The 15,802-nt window shown below is 73.4% G+C and carries 15 protein-coding genes; 8 read left to right on the forward strand and 7 right to left on the reverse strand.

Annotated elements, in window-relative coordinates:
* Positions 1-162: 162 nt before the first annotated feature.
* Positions 163-1,431: a citrate synthase gene (locus ACL02R_RS12425; protein WP_412796993.1), complete on the forward strand. Its 1,269-nt coding sequence runs from the start codon at positions 163-165 to the stop codon at positions 1,429-1,431.
* Between the two features lie 398 nt (positions 1,432-1,829).
* Here the strand turns inward: ACL02R_RS12425 and ACL02R_RS12430 are convergent, their stop codons facing one another.
* Positions 1,830-2,042 (reverse strand): heavy-metal-associated domain-containing protein, encoded by a 213-nt coding sequence (locus ACL02R_RS12430; protein ID WP_362964711.1) that lies wholly within the window; start codon positions 2,040-2,042, stop codon positions 1,830-1,832.
* Between the two features lie 439 nt (positions 2,043-2,481).
* Here ACL02R_RS12430 and ACL02R_RS12435 point away from each other — a divergent pair, with 439 nt between their 5' ends.
* Entirely contained in the window at positions 2,482-3,120 is a 639-nt protein-coding gene (locus ACL02R_RS12435; protein WP_412796918.1) for a DedA family protein, read from the forward strand.
* Here the strand turns inward: ACL02R_RS12435 and ACL02R_RS12440 are convergent.
* The 6 genes from ACL02R_RS12440 to iolC form a co-directional block, all read right to left on the reverse strand.
* Entirely contained in the window at positions 3,083-3,280 is a 198-nt protein-coding gene (locus ACL02R_RS12440; protein WP_362964789.1) for a MerR family transcriptional regulator, read from the reverse strand. The genes ACL02R_RS12435 and ACL02R_RS12440 overlap by 38 nt on opposite strands.
* Before the next feature lie 292 nt (positions 3,281-3,572).
* Positions 3,573-5,093 (reverse strand): CoA-acylating methylmalonate-semialdehyde dehydrogenase, encoded by a 1,521-nt coding sequence (locus ACL02R_RS12445; RefSeq protein WP_412796919.1) that lies wholly within the window; start codon positions 5,091-5,093, stop codon positions 3,573-3,575.
* Positions 5,094-5,197: 104 nt separating this feature from the next.
* Positions 5,198-7,075, reverse strand: a complete 1,878-nt coding sequence (gene iolD, locus ACL02R_RS12450) for a 3D-(3,5/4)-trihydroxycyclohexane-1,2-dione acylhydrolase (decyclizing) (RefSeq protein WP_412796920.1) — start codon at positions 7,073-7,075, stop codon at positions 5,198-5,200.
* A complete protein-coding gene (gene iolB / locus ACL02R_RS12455; protein WP_412796921.1) occupies positions 7,072-7,983 on the reverse strand; it encodes a 5-deoxy-glucuronate isomerase in 912 nt (303 codons plus the stop codon). Before iolB ends, iolD begins: the two co-directional genes overlap by 4 nt.
* Before the next feature lie 57 nt (positions 7,984-8,040).
* Positions 8,041-8,934, reverse strand: coding sequence for a deoxyribose-phosphate aldolase (locus ACL02R_RS12460; protein ID WP_412796922.1), 894 nt, complete (start codon positions 8,932-8,934; stop codon positions 8,041-8,043).
* Entirely contained in the window at positions 8,931-9,884 is a 954-nt protein-coding gene (gene iolC / locus ACL02R_RS12465) for a 5-dehydro-2-deoxygluconokinase (protein ID WP_412796994.1), read from the reverse strand. The genes ACL02R_RS12460 and iolC overlap by 4 nt, the downstream gene beginning before the upstream one ends.
* A 252-nt stretch (positions 9,885-10,136) precedes the next feature.
* Between iolC and ACL02R_RS12470 the strand changes: the two genes are divergently transcribed.
* The 6 genes from ACL02R_RS12470 to ACL02R_RS12495 are packed head-to-tail and all read left to right on the forward strand — an operon-like array spanning position 10,137 to position 15,774.
* Positions 10,137-11,141, forward strand: coding sequence for a substrate-binding domain-containing protein (locus tag ACL02R_RS12470; protein WP_412796923.1), 1,005 nt, complete (start codon positions 10,137-10,139; stop codon positions 11,139-11,141).
* A complete protein-coding gene (locus ACL02R_RS12475) occupies positions 11,138-12,169 on the forward strand; it encodes an ABC transporter permease (RefSeq protein ID WP_412796924.1) in 1,032 nt (343 codons plus the stop codon). Before ACL02R_RS12470 ends, ACL02R_RS12475 begins: the two co-directional genes overlap by 4 nt.
* 5 nt (positions 12,170-12,174) lie before the next feature.
* Entirely contained in the window at positions 12,175-13,002 is an 828-nt protein-coding gene (locus ACL02R_RS12480; RefSeq protein ID WP_412796925.1) for an ATP-binding cassette domain-containing protein, read from the forward strand.
* The gene (locus ACL02R_RS12485; protein WP_412796926.1) at positions 12,999-13,913 is read left to right on the forward strand and encodes a sugar phosphate isomerase/epimerase family protein; all 915 of its coding nucleotides are present in this window, start codon (positions 12,999-13,001) and stop codon (positions 13,911-13,913) included. Before ACL02R_RS12480 ends, ACL02R_RS12485 begins: the two co-directional genes overlap by 4 nt.
* Positions 13,914-13,971: 58 nt before the next feature.
* Positions 13,972-14,997 (forward strand): Gfo/Idh/MocA family protein, encoded by a 1,026-nt coding sequence (locus ACL02R_RS12490; RefSeq protein WP_412796927.1) that lies wholly within the window; start codon positions 13,972-13,974, stop codon positions 14,995-14,997.
* Between the two features lie 39 nt (positions 14,998-15,036).
* Complete coding sequence (locus ACL02R_RS12495; RefSeq protein WP_412796928.1) at positions 15,037-15,774, forward strand: GntR family transcriptional regulator; 738 nt, start codon at positions 15,037-15,039, stop codon at positions 15,772-15,774.
* Positions 15,775-15,802: the final 28 nt, after the last annotated feature.

The following is a 15,802-nucleotide window of genomic DNA, read 5'->3' on the forward strand; positions in this document are numbered from 1 at the left end:
CATGGCCGACCCCGAGTGCACATTGTGGGCCCAGATGGGGGACAGTGGAGGGAGTCAGGGCACCTGGAAGAACTCCGGACACCTCGAAGAAGAGGCCAGACGTCGGTGAGGGAAGACGTGAGCGAAAACCGCAACAGCGACAGCGCAGACAATGCCGTAGTAATGCGGTACCAGGGCGAGGAGCACTCCTACCCGATCGTGGACAGCTCGGTGGGCGACAAGGGCTTCGACATCGGGAAGCTCCGCGCCCAGACCGGTCTGGTGACCCTGGACTCCGGTTTCGGCAACACCTCCTCGGCCACCTCGGCGATCACCTACCTCGACGGTGAGCAGGGCATCCTCCGCTACCGCGGCTATCCGATCGAGCAGCTCGCGGAGCGCGGCTCGTTCCTGGAGACCGCCTACCTGCTCATCAACGGCGAGCTGCCGACCGTGGACGAGCTGGCGGCCTTCCGCCGGGAGATCTCGCAGCACACGCTGCTGCACGAGGACGTGAAGCGGTTCTTCGACGGCTTCCCGACCGACGCGCACCCCATGGCCATGCTGACCTCCGTGGTCAGCGCGCTGTCCACCTTCTACCAGGACAGCCACAACCCGTTCGACGAGCGGCAGCGCTACATCTCCACGATCCGGCTGCTCGCCAAACTCCCGACGATTGCCGCGTACGCGTTCAAGAAAGCCGTCGGCCACCCGGTCGTCTACCCCCGCAACGACCTGGGCTACGTCGAGAACTTCCTCCGCATGACCTTCTCGGTCCCGGCCGAGGAGTACGAGCTGGACCCGGTCGTCGTCAGCGCGCTGGAGAAGCTGCTGATCCTGCACGCGGACCACGAGCAGAACTGTTCGACGTCCACGGTGCGGCTCGTCGGCTCCTCCCAGGCCAACCTGTTCGTCTCCATCTCCGCCGGCATCAACGCGCTGTGGGGCCCGCTGCACGGCGGCGCCAACGCGGCCGTCCTGGAGATGCTGGAGCGCATCCAGGCCGAGGGCGGTGACGTCGATTCCTTCATCCGCCGGGTGAAGAACAAGGAGGAGGGCGTCCGCCTGATGGGCTTCGGCCACCGGGTGTACAAGAGCTTCGACCCGCGCGCCAAGATCATCAAGGCGGCGGCGCACGACGTTCTCTCCGCGCTCGGCAAGTCCGACGAACTGCTGGACATCGCCCTGCGCCTGGAGGAGCACGCGCTGAGCGACGACTACTTCGTCTCGCGCAACCTCTACCCGAACGTGGACTTCTACACCGGTCTGATCTACCGGGCCATGGGCTTCCCGACCAGCATGTTCACCGTGCTGTTCGCCCTCGGCCGGCTGCCCGGCTGGATCGCCCAGTGGCACGAGATGATCAGCGACCCGACCACGCGCATCGGCCGTCCGCGCCAGATCTACACCGGCGTGGCCGAGCGGGCGTACGTGCCGGTGGAGCAGCGCTGACGGCAGTGCTGACGGCAGTGCTGATGATGTGACGTAGGTCACATCATCAGGTGTGCAACCTTCGAAGGAGTTGTGGGTCTAACCGGTCAGTGTTGGCGCGGGTTCGGCTGGACCCACGCCGACGGCCGTCCGGCCCGGGGTCCCGTGGGGGGACGCTCTGAGCGGACGGCAGGAAGCGCCCCGTGCCGGGCCCTGTGGGGGGACCCGTCGGCGGGGCGCTTCTCATGTCCCGGGCCGTCCGCCCCCGATCCACGACGTCGCCCCGGGCGCACCGTTCGGTAGCGGCGCGCCCGGGGCGCGTGTCTGCGTACACGCTGGTCACGGGGTGTGCGCGCTCCCGTCCGGCGGCGCGCGGCGCGTCGTGCGCGCCCCCGGAACGGAGGCGTCGCGCGCCCGGATCAGGCGCGGCCGACGAGGTCGTACCCCGCCTCGTCCACGGCGCCGCGCACCGCCTCGTCGTCCAGCGGCTCGTCCGCCGTCACGGTGACCAGGCCCGTCGCGGCGGCGGCCGTCACGTCGCGGACGCCCGGCAGCGCCGAGACCTCCTCGGACACACTTTTCTCACAGTGGGCACAGGTCATTCCGGAGACCTGGTAGGTGACGGTGCTCATCGCGTCCTCATTCCCTTCACGTCCTGTCCCCCGCTCCTGTCGGGATTATATACCCCGCAGGGGTATAGGTGGGCGGGCGTCCCGCCCGCCCGTGCCCCCGCTCGCCCTCTCAACCCCGCCGCCCCGCGCCGCGTCACTCAGGGATGGGGGGCGATGTCTCTGCGCGTATCCCACGGCATTCGGCGCGCGGCATTGGAGGAAGCGCGGTGGAACGAGGTCTGAACGCCCGTCAGAGTGAGGGAACGGTGCGTCCGTCGGGGGCGGCGTGCGGGGGAACCCCGAGTCCGTCACGGGGGTGCGCCACCCGGCGGCTCGGGGAAAACCCGCGCCGGTCCCTGGTCATGATGAAAAGATGTTCACTGCGCCACGTCTCACATGTCAGCTTTGATTGACAGGTTGATTCACCGGGGGAAACCCCGCAGAAGGAACGGACGAACGCATGGACGGCGCACTGTGGATGTACGTGCTGCTCGCCCTCACCACCGCGCCCCCCTTGGTGCCCAACGCCGCCCTCATCGCCTCCGCCGGAGCGCTCGCGCAGTCCGGCGACATGAGCCTGCCGATGGTGCTGTTCGTCGTCGCCGGCAGCGCCCTCGCCGGTGACGCGATCATCTACGGCTGCGGCCTGCTCGGCAGCCGCCGCGCCCTGCGCTGGCTGCACCGCACCCCCCGCCGCAGCGCCGCCCTGGAGTGGACGGCGAGCCGGATGCAGGCGTACGGACTCCCGTTCGTCATCGGCGTGCGCTTCGTCCCCAGCGGCCGGGTCGTCGGCGGCCTGACCGCCGCCGTGGTCGGCTACCCGGCCCGCCGCTACCTCCTCGGCGCCGGGATCGCCGAACTCATCTGGGCCTCCTACAGCGTGGGCATCGGCTACTGGGGCGGCTCCGCCCTCGGCGGCGCCTGGCCCTCCCTCTTCATCGGCACCGGCGTCTCCCTCGTCGTGGCCGCCGTCGCCCAACTCCTCAGCCGCTGCGGCGGCGACGCCGGCCCCCGGGAGGGGAACGACGGTTCCCCCGGTGGCCCGCGCCCCGTCCCCGCCCCTACGCCCTGCGTCCCCGATGCCCCGGGCGGCGCGTGACCCACTCCCTGATCGTGTCCGGATACCAGAACGGCCTGCCCCGCTCCACCACATCGGGTGGCGGGAGCAGGCCGTGCTTGCGGTAGGAGCGCACGGTGTCCGGCTGCACCCGGATGTGGGCGGCGATCTCCTTGTAGGACCACAGGCCCGGTTGCGTCATCCCCTGCTGCGTCATCTCCTCGCTCCTCCCTCGGCGGTCCGCCGGGCGGCGGTTCCTGACGGCGGTTCCTGACGGCACGTCAGTCCCGCCCCGGAGAACGACGCGCCGGGAGGCGGGTCAGGGTCTGTCGGCCAGCTGTGACGGGCGGCCCGCGTCATGGTGACATCCGTGGCCGACCTGGAAAGATCCCGGCGAAACCGCTACACGCCAGGCCGTGACCACCGCCACGCGCCCCTTACCGGCCCCGCCCGCCCGTCGCACCCGCCCGTCGCACCCGCCCGGCGAGCCCCGCCTACCTGTGCTGCGGGAAACCCAGGTCCACCCCGCCGTCCGCCGGGTCGGGCCACCGCGTCGTCACCACCTTGCCCCGGGTGTAGAACCGCACGCCGTCGTCGCCGTACACGTGGTGGTCGCCGAAGAGCGAGTCCTTCCAGCCGCCGAACGAGTGGTAGCCCACCGGCACCGGGATCGGCACGTTCACGCCCACCATCCCGGCGGCCACCTCCAGCTGGAAGCGCCGCGCCGCGCCGCCGTCCCGCGTGAAGACGGCCGCGCCGTTGCCCCAGCGTGACGCGTTGATCAGCGCGATCGCCTCGGCGTAGTCCGCGACCCGCACGACGCACAGCACCGGCCCGAAGATCTCGTCCCGGTAGGCGTCCATGTCAGGGGACACCCGGTCGAGCAGCGAGACGCCCAGGAAGAAACCGTCCTCGTGCCCCGGCACCGTCAGGCCGGCGCCGTCCACGACGAGTTCCGCGCCCTGCTCCAGCGCGCCCGTGACGTACCCCTCCACCGCGTCGCGGTGCTCGGCCGTGATGAGCGGCCCCATCTCGGACGCCGGGTCGTCGCCGGGCCCGATCCGCAGCGCGCGCGCCCGTTCGGCGATCCGCGCCACCAGGCCGTCCGCCGTCTCCTCGCCCACCGCGACCACGACCGAGACGGCCATGCACCGCTCGCCCGCCGACCCGTACGCCGCGCCGACCGCGCCGTCCGCCGCCACGTCCAGGTCCGCGTCGGGCAGCACCAGCATGTGGTTCTTCGCGCCGCCGAGCGCCTGCACGCGCTTGCCGTGCTCGGTGGCCGTGCGGTGCACCGCCGCCGCCACCGGCGTCGAGCCGACGAAGCTGACGGCCGCGACGTCCGGGTGGGCCAGCAGCCGGTCCACGGCCTCCCGGTCGCCGTTCACCACGTTCAGCACCCCGGGCGGGAAGCCCGCCTCGGCCGCCAGCGCCGCCAGCAGCGTCCCGGCGGACGGGTCCTTCTCGCTCGGCTTGAGGACGAACGTGTTCCCGCACGCCACGGCCAGCGGGAACATCCACAGCGGCACCATCGCCGGGAAGTTGAACGGCGTGATGCCCGCCACCACCCCCAGCGGCTGCCGCAGCGACGCGACGTCCACGCCCGTCGAGACCTCCGTGGACAGCTGCCCCTTCAGCTTCTCCGCGATGCCGCAGGCCAGTTCCACGATCTCCAGGCCGCGCGCCACCTCGCCCAGCGCGTCGGAGCGCACCTTGCCGTGCTCCGTCGTGATCAGCGCGGCCAGCTCGTCGCGCCGCTCGTCGAGCAGCGCGCGGTAGCGGAACAGCAGCGCCGTGCGGCGCGCGAGGGACGCGGTGCCCCAGCCCGCGCGGTACGCCGCGAGCGCCGACGCCACCGCCGCGTCCACCTCGCCGGCCGAGGCGAGCGCCACCTCCCGCGCGCGTGCACCGGTGGCCGGGTCGAAGACCGGGCCGGTGCGGCCGGACGTGCCGGGCACGGCGCGGTTGTCGATGAAGTGGCCGATGAAGTGGCCGATGGTGTGCGTGTCGGTCATGCGGTGCGTCCTCAGCGGTCGAAGGGAGGCGGTCGAAGGGAGGCGGTCGAAGGGAGGCGGTCGAAGGGAGGCGGTCGAAGGGAGGCGGTCGAGGAAGGGGGCTCTCAGAGGTGGTGGCGGCGGTCGCGTACCGCCCGTTCGTACGCCGTCCGCGCCGCCCGCGCGGCGGGCCGTTCCGACGTCCCCGCCACCGGCACGTCCCACCAGGCCTGTGGCGGCGGGCCCGACGGCGTGGGGTCGGTCTCGACGTACACGCACACCGGGCCGGGCTCGTCGCGTGCCCGCGCGAGGGCGGCGCGCAGCTCGGCCCACGTACGGGCGCGCAGCACCCGCAGGCCGAACGACGCGGCGTTGGCCGCCAGATCGACGGGCAGCGGGTCGCCGGTGTACGAGCCGTCCGCCGCGCGGAAGCGGTAGGCGGTGCCGAAGCGCTCGGCGCCGGTCTGCTCGGACAGGCCGCCGATGGAGGCGTACCCGTGGTTCTGGAGCAGCACGAGCTTCACGGGGACGCCCTCCTGCACGGCCGTCACCAGTTCGGTGGGGCCCATCAGGTACGTGCCGTCGCCGACCAGCGCCCAGACCGTGCGGTCGGGCGCGGCGAGCCGGACGCCGATGGCGGCGGGGATCTCGTAGCCCATACAGGAGTAGCCGTACTCCACGTGGTACTGCCGGGGCGAGCGGGCGCGCCAGTAACGGTGCAGGTCGCCGGGGAGGGAGCCCGCGGCGTTGATGATCACGTCGTCGTCCCCCACGACGGCGGCCAGCGCGCCGAGGACCTGCGGCTGGGTGGGCGGCGCCTGGTCGTCGGCGGGCAGCAGCACCGATGTGGTGACGTCCGCCCACGCGGCACAGCCCGCCGCGTACTCCTCGCGGTACGCGTCGGTGACGTGGTGTCCGGCGAGAGCGGCGGTCAGTGCGTCGAGTCCGGCGCGGGCGTCGGCGACGAGGGGCAAGCCCGCCATCTTGTGCGCGTCGTCCGCGGAGACGGTGAGGCTGGCGAAGCGCACGCCGGGGTGTTGGAAGAGGGTGCCGGACGCGGTGGTGAAATCGGTCCAGCGGGTGCCGACGCCGAGCACCAGGTCGGCCGTACGGGCGAGGTCGTCGGCGACGGCGGTGCCGGTGTGGCCGATGCCGCCCACGTCGCAGGGGTGGTCGTGGCCCAGTGAGCCCTTGCCCGCCTGGGTGGACGCGACGGGGATGCCGGTCGCGTCGGCGAGCGCGCGCAGGGCGTCCTCGGCGCGGCTGTGGTGCACGCCGCCGCCCGCGACCAGCAGCGGGCGGTGGGCGGCGCGTACGGCGTCCGCCACCTGGGCCAGGGCGTCCGCGTCGGGGGCGGGGCGCGGGATGTGCCAGACGCGTTCGGCGAAGAACTCCTCGGGCCACGCGTACGCCTCGGCCTGTACGTCCTGCGGCAGCGCGAGGGTGACGGCGCCGGTCTTCGCGGGGTCGGTGAGGACGCGCATCGCGTGCAGCGCGGCGGGGATCAGCGCCTCGGGCCTGTGGACACGGTCGAACCAGCGGCTGACGGGCCGCAGCGCGTCGTTCACCGAGATGTCGCCCGCGTCCGGGTGTTCGAGCTGCTGGAGCACGGGGTCGGCGGGGCGGGTCGCGAACGTGTCGCCCGGCAGCAGCAGCACGGGCAGCCGGTTGACGGTGGCGAGCGCGGCGCCGGTGACGAGGTTGGTCGCGCCGGGCCCGATCGATGTCGTGACGGCCTGCGCGGACAACCGGTCGCGCTGCCGCGCGAACCCTACGGCCGCGTGCACCATGGCCTGTTCGCTGCGGCCCTGGAGGTACGGCAGCGGCGCCCCCGCGCCCTGCCCGTTCTCCACGAGTGCCTGTCCGATACCCGCCACGTTCCCGTGACCGAAGATCCCCCAGCACGCCTCGATCAGCCGATGCCGCTCCCCGTCCCGCTCGCTGTACTGCGCGGCCAGGAACCGTACGAGCGCCTGCGCCACTGTCAGGCGGATACTGCTCACCGGTCGGTCTCCTCTCCCTGCGGGGCGGGCGTCCCGTACAGCGGCAGCCGTGGGTCCACCGGCGTGTCCCGCCAGGTGTCGCGCAGCCACGCGTGGTCCGGGTGGTCCTGGATCAGCCAGGCGCGGTCCGGGTCGGGCCCCGCCATGACGTTGAGGTAGTACATGTCGTGCCCCGGAGCCGCCATCGCAGGCCCATGCCAGCCGTCCGGGATCAGCACGGCGTCCCCGCCGCGCACCTCCGCCAGCACGTCGCTGCCCGGCCCGTGCCCCGACGGGGACACGCGCTGGTAGCCGGCGCCCGGTGTCCCGGCGGGGGAGTCGGCGATCTCGAAGTAGTAGACCTCCTCAAGCCGGGACTCCTCGCCCGGCCGCGACGCGTCGTGCTTGTGCGGCGGGTACGACGACCAGTTGCCGCCCGGGGTCAGCACCTCGACGGCGATCAGCCGGTCCGCCGCGAACACCCCGGCCGCCGCGAAGTTGTTGACCTGCCGCGAGCACACCCCGGCGCCGCGCAGCTCGACCGGCACCCCGCCCGCCGGTCCGTACCGCGCCGGGAGCCGCCGCTCGCAGCGCGCCCCGGCCAGCGCGAACCGCCCGCCGCCCGCCGAGGTGACCGTCACCTCCGCGCGACGCGGCACGTACGCGAAGTCGCTGACGCCCGCGAAGACGTCCCGCCGCCCGGTGAGCGCGAACGTCTCCCCGTCCGCCGTCACCTCGCAGCCGCCCGCCAGCGGCAGCACGATCCACTCGCTGTCCCCGGCGGCGTACGTGTGGCTCCCGCCGGGCGCGAGCCGCAGGACGCGCAGCGACGAGTACGCCCACCCGGCCGTGGCGGGCGAGACGTCCAGCAGGTACGGGCCTGACGCGGCCGTCCCGGCGGGCAGATGGAGGTCACTGGTGCCGGACATGGGGCGCTCCTCTCGCGCGGTGGGTGAATGCACAGCAGCGGCGTCACAGCAGAAGCGTCACAGCAGCGACGCGGCGGTGCGGACGGCCTTCGCCACGTCGCCGTCCGGCGGGTACAGCAGCGACCGCCCGACGACGAGACCGCGCACGCCCGGCAGCCGCAGCGCCGCGCGCCACCGCTCGTACATCGCGTCCGGGTCGCCGCGCACGTCGCCGCCCAGCAGGACGGCGGGCAGGGTGGACGCGGACAGGACCCGTTCCATGGCCTCGGGGTCGGTCTGCGCGTCGTCCGTCACGGGGACCTTCAGCCAGGTGTACGCGGAGGTGCCGCCGAGGCCCGACGCGATGGCCATCGACGTCATGACGGCCGCCGCGCCCAGGTCGCTCACCGGCCGCTCGCCCGGCCGCCTGCGGCACAGGAACGGCTCGACGAAGACCGGGAGCCGCCGTTCCGCCATGGCGTCCACCGCGCGCGCCGCCGCCTCCATCGTCGCGACCGAACCGGCGTCGGAGCGGTCGATGCGCAGCAGCAGCTTCCCCGCGTCGAAGCCCCGGCGCTCGATGTCCTGGGCGCGCATCCCCGTGAAGCGGTCGTCCAGTTCGAACGCCGCTCCCGCCAGGCCGCCGCGGTTCATCGAGCCCATGACGACCCGGTTCTCCAGCGCTCCGAGGAGCAGCAGGTCCTCCAGGACGTCGGCGGTGGCCAGCACGCCGTCCACGCCCGGCTGGGCGAGGGCGGTCAGCAGCCGTTCCAGCAGCTCGTAGCGGTCGGCCATGGCCAGCGGCCTGCCGCCGACGGCCAGCGCGCCGCGCGCCGGGTGGTCGGCGGCGACGATCAGCAGCCGTCCCGTGGCGCCCAGGAGGGGGCGGCGGGCGCGCCGCGCGGCGGCCTCGGCGACGGCCTCCGGGTGGCGGCTGCGCACCAGCGGGAGATCGGCGAGGGGGATCGTCACACCTGCTCCTCACGGGAGGCGCCGGCCAGCAGCGCCTCCACCTCCTCGGGGTAGGGCATCGCGGTGGAGCAGGCGAGCCGCCCCGCGACGATGGCCCCGGCGGCGTTGGCGTAGCGCACGGTGCGCGCCGGGTCCCAGCCGGCCAGCAGGCCGTGGCACAGGGCGCCGCCGAACGCGTCTCCCGCGCCGAGGCCGTTGACCACCTCGACCGGGTGCGGCGGCACGTGGGCCACCGTGCCGTCGCGGTGCGCGGCGAGCACGCCGTCCGGGCCCTGCTTGACGACGGCCAGTCCGACCCCGGCGGCCAGGAGCGCGTCGGCGCACTCGCGCGGGGTGTGCGCGCCGGTGGCGACGCGGCACTCGGCCAGGTTGCCCACGGCGACGGTCGCGTGGGCGAGGGCGGCGCGGTAGTGGGGGCGTGCGGCGCCGGGGTCGCCGTCCGGCCAGAACATCGGCCGCCAGTCGAGGTCGAAGACGGTGGCGGTGCCGCCGCCCGCCGCGTGCCGGGCGGCGAGGGCGGCGAGGGTCGCCGTACGGCTCGGCTCGGCACACAGGCCGGTGCCCGTCATCCAGAAGACGCGTGCCCCGGCGATGGCATCCATGTCGAGTTCGTCCGCGCGCAGTTCGAGATCGGGTGCTTTCGGATAGCGGTAGAAGTACAGCGGGAAGTGATCGGGCGGAAAGATCTCGCAGAACGTGACGGGCGTCGGCGGCCCCGGCACGCCCGTCGCCCAGCGCGCGTCCACGCCGAAGTCCGCCAGCGCCTCCCGGCAGTAGTCGCCGAACGGGTCGAGCCCCGTCCGCGTGACGACCGCCGCCGAACGCCCCAGCCGCGCCGCCGCCACCGCCACGTTCGTCGCCGAACCGCCCAGGAACTTCCCGAAGGATTCGACGCGCGCCAGAGGGACACCCGTCTGGAGCGGGTAGATATCGACTCCGATACGACCCATGGTGATGACGTCCACAGCCGCTGCTCCTTCGCTCGCGTACCGGTGCCGTGCCCCCAGGTTCGGCCGGTGCCGGGCCGGGTGTCAATGGTTTGTACTGACATAAAGACAGCAACGCGCACGTGTGATTGACATGTTGTCCTGACAACCTATTGACAGTCCCCCCTCCCGGACGGTTTGCTCCGTTCCACCACCTGCCCCCTCTCCCGGCTCTCTCACAGCCCGGCTCTCTCACAGCGAAGTGAGGTACGGACGATGCAACGGACCAGACCCGTCGCGCTCGCGGCCGCGTGCGCCGCGGGCGCGCTGCTCCTCGCCGGCTGCACCAGCGACACCGGCGGACGCGCCGCCAGGGAACGCGCCGAGGAGGCCGCCGCCGCAGGGCGCGCCGACACCCCGCGCATCACCGTCGCGCTGATCACCCACGGCGCGCCGGGCGACACGTTCTGGGACACCGTCCGCAAGGGCGCGGAACAGGCCGCCGACAAGGACAACGCCGAACTGATCTACGCGGGCGACCCGTCCGCCGCCGAGCAGGCCGCGCTCATCGAGAACGCCGTGGACCAGGACGTCGACGGCATCGCCCTCACCATGCCCGACCCCGAGGCGCTCTCCGGCGCCATAGCCCGCGCCCAGGACGCGGGCATCCCCGTCGTGGGCCTCAACGCGGGCCTGCCCTCCTGGCGCGAGGCGGGCCTGCTGTCGTACTTCGGGCAGGACGAGTCCGTCACCGGCCGCGCCTTCGGCGACCGGCTCAACGACCTCGGCGCCGAGCACGGCGTCTGCGTCGTCCACGAGCAGGGCAACGTCTCGCAGGAGCAGCGCTGCGCCGGTGTCGCCGAGACCTTCGAGGGCGAGCTGGAGACGCTCTACGTGGACGGCACCGACATGCCGTCCGTGCGCTCCACCGTCGAGGCGCGCCTGCGGCAGGACAGCTCGATCGACTACGTCGTCGCGCTCGGCGCGCCCTTCGCCCTCGCCGCCGTCGGGTCGGTCGAGGACGCGGGCAGCGACGCGGGCATCGCCACGTTCGACCTCAACCCCGAGCTGGCGACGGCCATCAGGGACGGCGACATCGCGTTCGCCGTCGACCAGCAGCCGTACCTCCAGGGCTACCTCGCGATCGACGCGCTGTGGCTGCACCGCTTCAACGGCAACGTCAGCGGCGGCGGCGAGGAACCCGTCCTCACCGGCCCCGCCTTCGTGGACGGCGACAGCCTGGAGGACATCGCCGACTACATCGAGAACGGCACCCGGTGACCGCCGCCGCGGCGCCCCCCGCCGCCTCCCGCGCCCCCGCCGCGCTGCGCCGCGCCCTCGCCCGCCCCGGCACGGGCGCCCTCGCCGGGGCGGTCGCCGTCTACCTCCTCTTCTGGGCCGTCGCGCCGCCCTTCCGGCAGTTCGACTCGCTCGCGACCGTCCTCTACCAGTCGTCCACGCTCGGCATCATGGCCGTCGCCGTGGCGCTGCTGATGATCGGCGGCGAGTTCGACCTGTCGGCGGGCGTCGCCGTCGTGACGTCCTCGCTGACGGCGAGCATGGTCGCGTTCCAGTTCACGCTGAACGTCTGGTCGGGCGTGCTCGCCGCGCTCGTCCTCTCCCTCGCCATCGGCGCGTTCAACGGCTTCCTGCTGGTCCGCACCCGGCTGCCCAGCTTCCTCGTCACCCTCGCGACCTTCCTGATGCTCCAGGGCCTCAACATCGCGATCACCAAGACCGTCACGGGAAACGTCGCGACCGACTCCATCCGCGACATGGAGGGATTCCCGGCGGCCGAGGCGGTGTTCTCCTCCACGCTCACCATCGGCGGGACGCACCTGCGCGTCACCGTGCTGTGGTGGCTCGGCTTTGCCGCGCTCGCGAGCTGGGTGCTGCTGCGGACGCGCTTCGGCAGCTGGGTGTTCGCGGTCGGCGGGGACGCGGCGGCGGCGCGGGCGGCCGGGGTGCCGGTCACGTTCGTCCGCGTCACGCTGTTCATGACGGTCGGCTTCGCCGCCTGGTTCGTCGGCATGCACCACCTGTTCGCGTTCAACACCGTCCAGTCGGGCGGCGGCGTGGGCAACGAGCTGCTGTACATCGCGGCGGCCGTCATCGGCGGCTGCCTGCTCACCGGCGGCTACGGCTCGGTCGCCGGGCCCGTCGTCGGCGCGTTCCTCTTCGGCATGGCGTCGCAGGGCATCGTCTACGCCGACTGGGAGCCCGACTGGTTCTCCTTCTTCCTCGGCGCGATGCTGCTGCTCGCCGTCCTGTTCAACCTGTGGATACGCCGCCAGGCCACCAGGAGGTGAACGCCATGACTCACCCTGACCCCCTTGTCGAACTCTCCGGCGTCGGCGTCTCGTACGGCCCCGTGCGCGCCCTGCGCGGCGTGGACCTCACGATCACACCAGGACGCGTCAGCTGCGTCCTCGGCGACAACGGCGCGGGCAAGTCCACGCTGATCAAGGTCGTTTCCGGCCTCCACCGCCACACCGAGGGCGAACTGCGCGTGGACGGCGCCCCCGTACGCCTCGCCTCCCCCCGGCAGGCCATGGACCTGGGCATCGCCACCGTCCACCAGGACCTCGCCACGCTCCCGCTGATGCCCGTGTGGCGCAACTTCTTCCTCGCCCGCGAACTGACGCGCGGACGCGGCCCGTTCCAGCGCCTCGACATCCCGCGCATGAAGCGCGTCGCCGACGAGGAACTGCGCGGCATGGGCATCGCCCTCGACGACCTCGACCAGCCCGTCGGCTCGCTGTCCGGCGGGCAGCGGCAGTCCGTGGCCATCGCGCGCGCCGTCCACTTCGGGGCGCGCGTCCTCGTCCTGGACGAGCCGACGGCGGCCCTCGGCGTCAAGCAGTCGGGCGTCGTCCTGCGGTACGTCGCCGCCGCGCGCGACCGCGGCCTCGGCGTCGTCCTCGTCACGCACAACCCGCACCACGCGTACCTCGTCGGCGACCACTTCACGGTGCTGCGCCTCGGCGAGGTCGAACTGAGCGCTGGCCGCGACGCGGTGACGCTGCCCGAGCTGACCGGCCACATGGCCGGCGGCGCCGACCTGGACGCCCTCCGCCACGAACTCGCCGCGCCCGCACCCCAGGGCGCCCCCGCGCGACAGAACAGGAGCACGGACAGATGAGCACAGCACTGGACCGCATCCGCGTCGGCTCCGCCCCCGACTCCTGGGGCGTGTGGTTCGCCGACGACCCCCAGCAGGTGCCCTGGCAGCGCTTCCTGGACGAGGTCTCCACCGCCGGGTACGAGTGGGTCGAGCTGGGCCCGTACGGCTACCTCCCCACCGACCCGGCCGTCCTGCGCGACGAGCTGGACCGCCGCGGCCTGCGCGTCTCCGCCGGGACCGTCTTCACCGCCCTGCACCGCGGCCCGGCCGTCTGGGACGGGACGTGGGAGCACGTGTCGGGCGTCGCGCGCCTCGCGAAGGCGACGGGCGCGCGGCACCTCGTCGTCATACCCGAGTTCTGGCGCGACCAGGTGACGGGCGCGCCGCTGGAGTCCGACCGGCTGACCGCCGAGCAGACCGCCGACCTCGCCGCCGGGATGGAACGCCTCGGGCGCGCCGTCCGCGACACGTTCGGCCTGCGGATCGTCGTCCACCCGCACGCGGACACGCACATCGACGGCGAGGAGGCCGTCGCCCGTTTCCTCGACGCCACAGACCCCGAGGACGTCGCCCTGTGCCTCGACACCGGGCACTACGCGTACTGCGGCGGCGACACCCTCCAGCTGATCCGCACCTACGGCGAACGCGTCGGCTACCTCCACCTCAAACAGGTGAACCCGGCGGTGCTGGCCGAAGTGCGGGCGGAGAAGCTGCCGTTCGGCCCGGCCGTGCGGCGCGGCGTGTTCAGCGAGCCGCCCGCCGGGGTGCCCGACCTGCCGCCGGTGCTGGCGGCGGCGCAGGCCCTCGGCACGGACCGGGACGTGGAGCTGTTCGCCATCGTCGAGCAGGACATGTACCCGTGCCTGCCCGACCAGCCGCTGCCCATCGCCAGCCGCACGCGCCGCTTCCTGTCCGCCTGCGGCGCCTGACCCCGCCCGCCTTTCCCCGCCCCGCCCCGCCCCACCCACCCGCACGAGGAACGTGACCATGACGCACCACACCGCCCCCCTCGGCGTCGCCGTGATCGGCGCAGGAACGATGGGGGCCGACCACGTCCGCCGCCTCGACCACGCCGTCGCGGGCGCCCGCGTGGCCGCCGTCGCCGACACCGACGGCGACCGCGCGCGGGAGCTGGCCGGCCCGATCGAGGGCTGCGCCGCGCACACCGACCCGGCCGCCGCGATGGCCGCGCCCGGCGTGGACGCCGTCCTCATCGCCTCACCGGGGCCCGCCCACGAGGCGGCGCTGCTCACCGCGCTCGACCGGGGCCTGCCCGTCCTGTGCGAAAAGCCCCTCACCCCCGACCCCGAGGGCGCGCTGCGCGTACTGGCGGCGGAGGAGAAGCTCGGCTCGCGCCGCGTGCAGGTCGGCTTCATGCGGCGGTACGACAGCGAGTACGTCCAGCTCGCCGCGCTCCTCGCGAGCGGCGAGCTGGGCCGTACGCTGCTGATGCACTGCCGCCACCGCAACGTCTCCGTGCCCCCGTACTTCACCGACGCGTCGCTGATCAACGACTCGGTGGCGCACGAGTTCGACGCCGCCCGCTGGCTCCTCGGCCAGGAGATCACGGCCGTCCAGGTCTTCCGCCCCACCCCGAGCGCGCACGCGCACGCCGGTCTCGGCGACCCGCAGCTCGTCGTCTTCGAGACGGACGGCGGCGCCGTCGTGGACGTCGAGATCTTCGCGGGCAGCGGCTTCGGCTACCAGGTGCAGGCCGAGGCGGTGTGCGAACGCGGCACGGCCCGCATCGGCGACGCGCACGGCATGCTCGTGAACGCGGCGGGCCGCTGGGGCGGGCCGGTCGACCAGCACTACCTGACGCGCTTCGCCGACGCGTACGACCGCGAGGTCCGCGCCTGGGTGGACGCGACGCGGCGGGGCGAGGTCACGGGCGCGAGCACGTGGGACGGGTACGCCGTCGCCGCCGCCTGCGCGGCCGGGACGGAGGCCCAGCGCATCGGCCGCCGGGTCGCCGTGGACATGATCGACATGCCGCGCCGCTACCGCCGCTGACGCCGATACGCTGTGCCGGTACCAAGGGAAAGGCCGCTCGTGGACGTGCAGTTCAGCATCGACCGCACCAGCCCGGTGCCGCTGTACTTCCAGCTCTCCCAGCAGCTCGAAGCCGCCATCGGACGCGGCGACCTGCCCCCGGGATCACTGCTGGGGAACGAGATCGACCTCGCCGGACGCCTCGGCCTGTCGCGGCCGACCGTCCGGCAGGCCATCTCGGCCCTGGTGGACAAGGGCCTCCTGGTGCGCCGCCGGGGCGTCGGCACACAGGTCGTCCACACCGAGGTGCGCCGTTCGCTCGAACTGAGCAGCCTCTACGACGACCTGGCGTCGGCGGGCCGCCGCCCCGCGACCCGCGTCCTCGCCCTCGGCGTCGTCCCGGCCGCCGCCGGTCCTGCGGCGGCCCTCGGCCTCGCGGAGGGCGACGACGTCCTGCGGATGGAACGCCTGCGCCTCACCGGCGACGAGCCCATCGCGTACCTGACCAACCACCTCCCGGCCCACCTCCTGCGCCCGGCCGCCGCCGACCTGGAGGCCACCGGCCTCTACCGCCTGCTGCGCATGGCCGGGACGACGCTGCACAGCGCCCGCCAGACCATCGGCGCCCGCGCGGCGACACCGGAGGAAGCCCACCTGCTCGCCGAACCCCCGGGCGCGCCACTGCTGTACATGACCCGCACGGCCTTCGACGACAAGGGCCACGTCGTGGAACACGGCACGCACCTCTACCGGGCGTCGCGCTACTCGTTCGAACTCCAGCTGCTGATGCGCTCCTGATGAACGGCACATGACGGCCCATTGCCCC

It is taken from the genome of Streptomyces sp. MS19 (genome assembly GCF_047200595.1).
Taxonomy (GTDB): domain Bacteria; phylum Actinomycetota; class Actinomycetes; order Streptomycetales; family Streptomycetaceae; genus Streptomyces.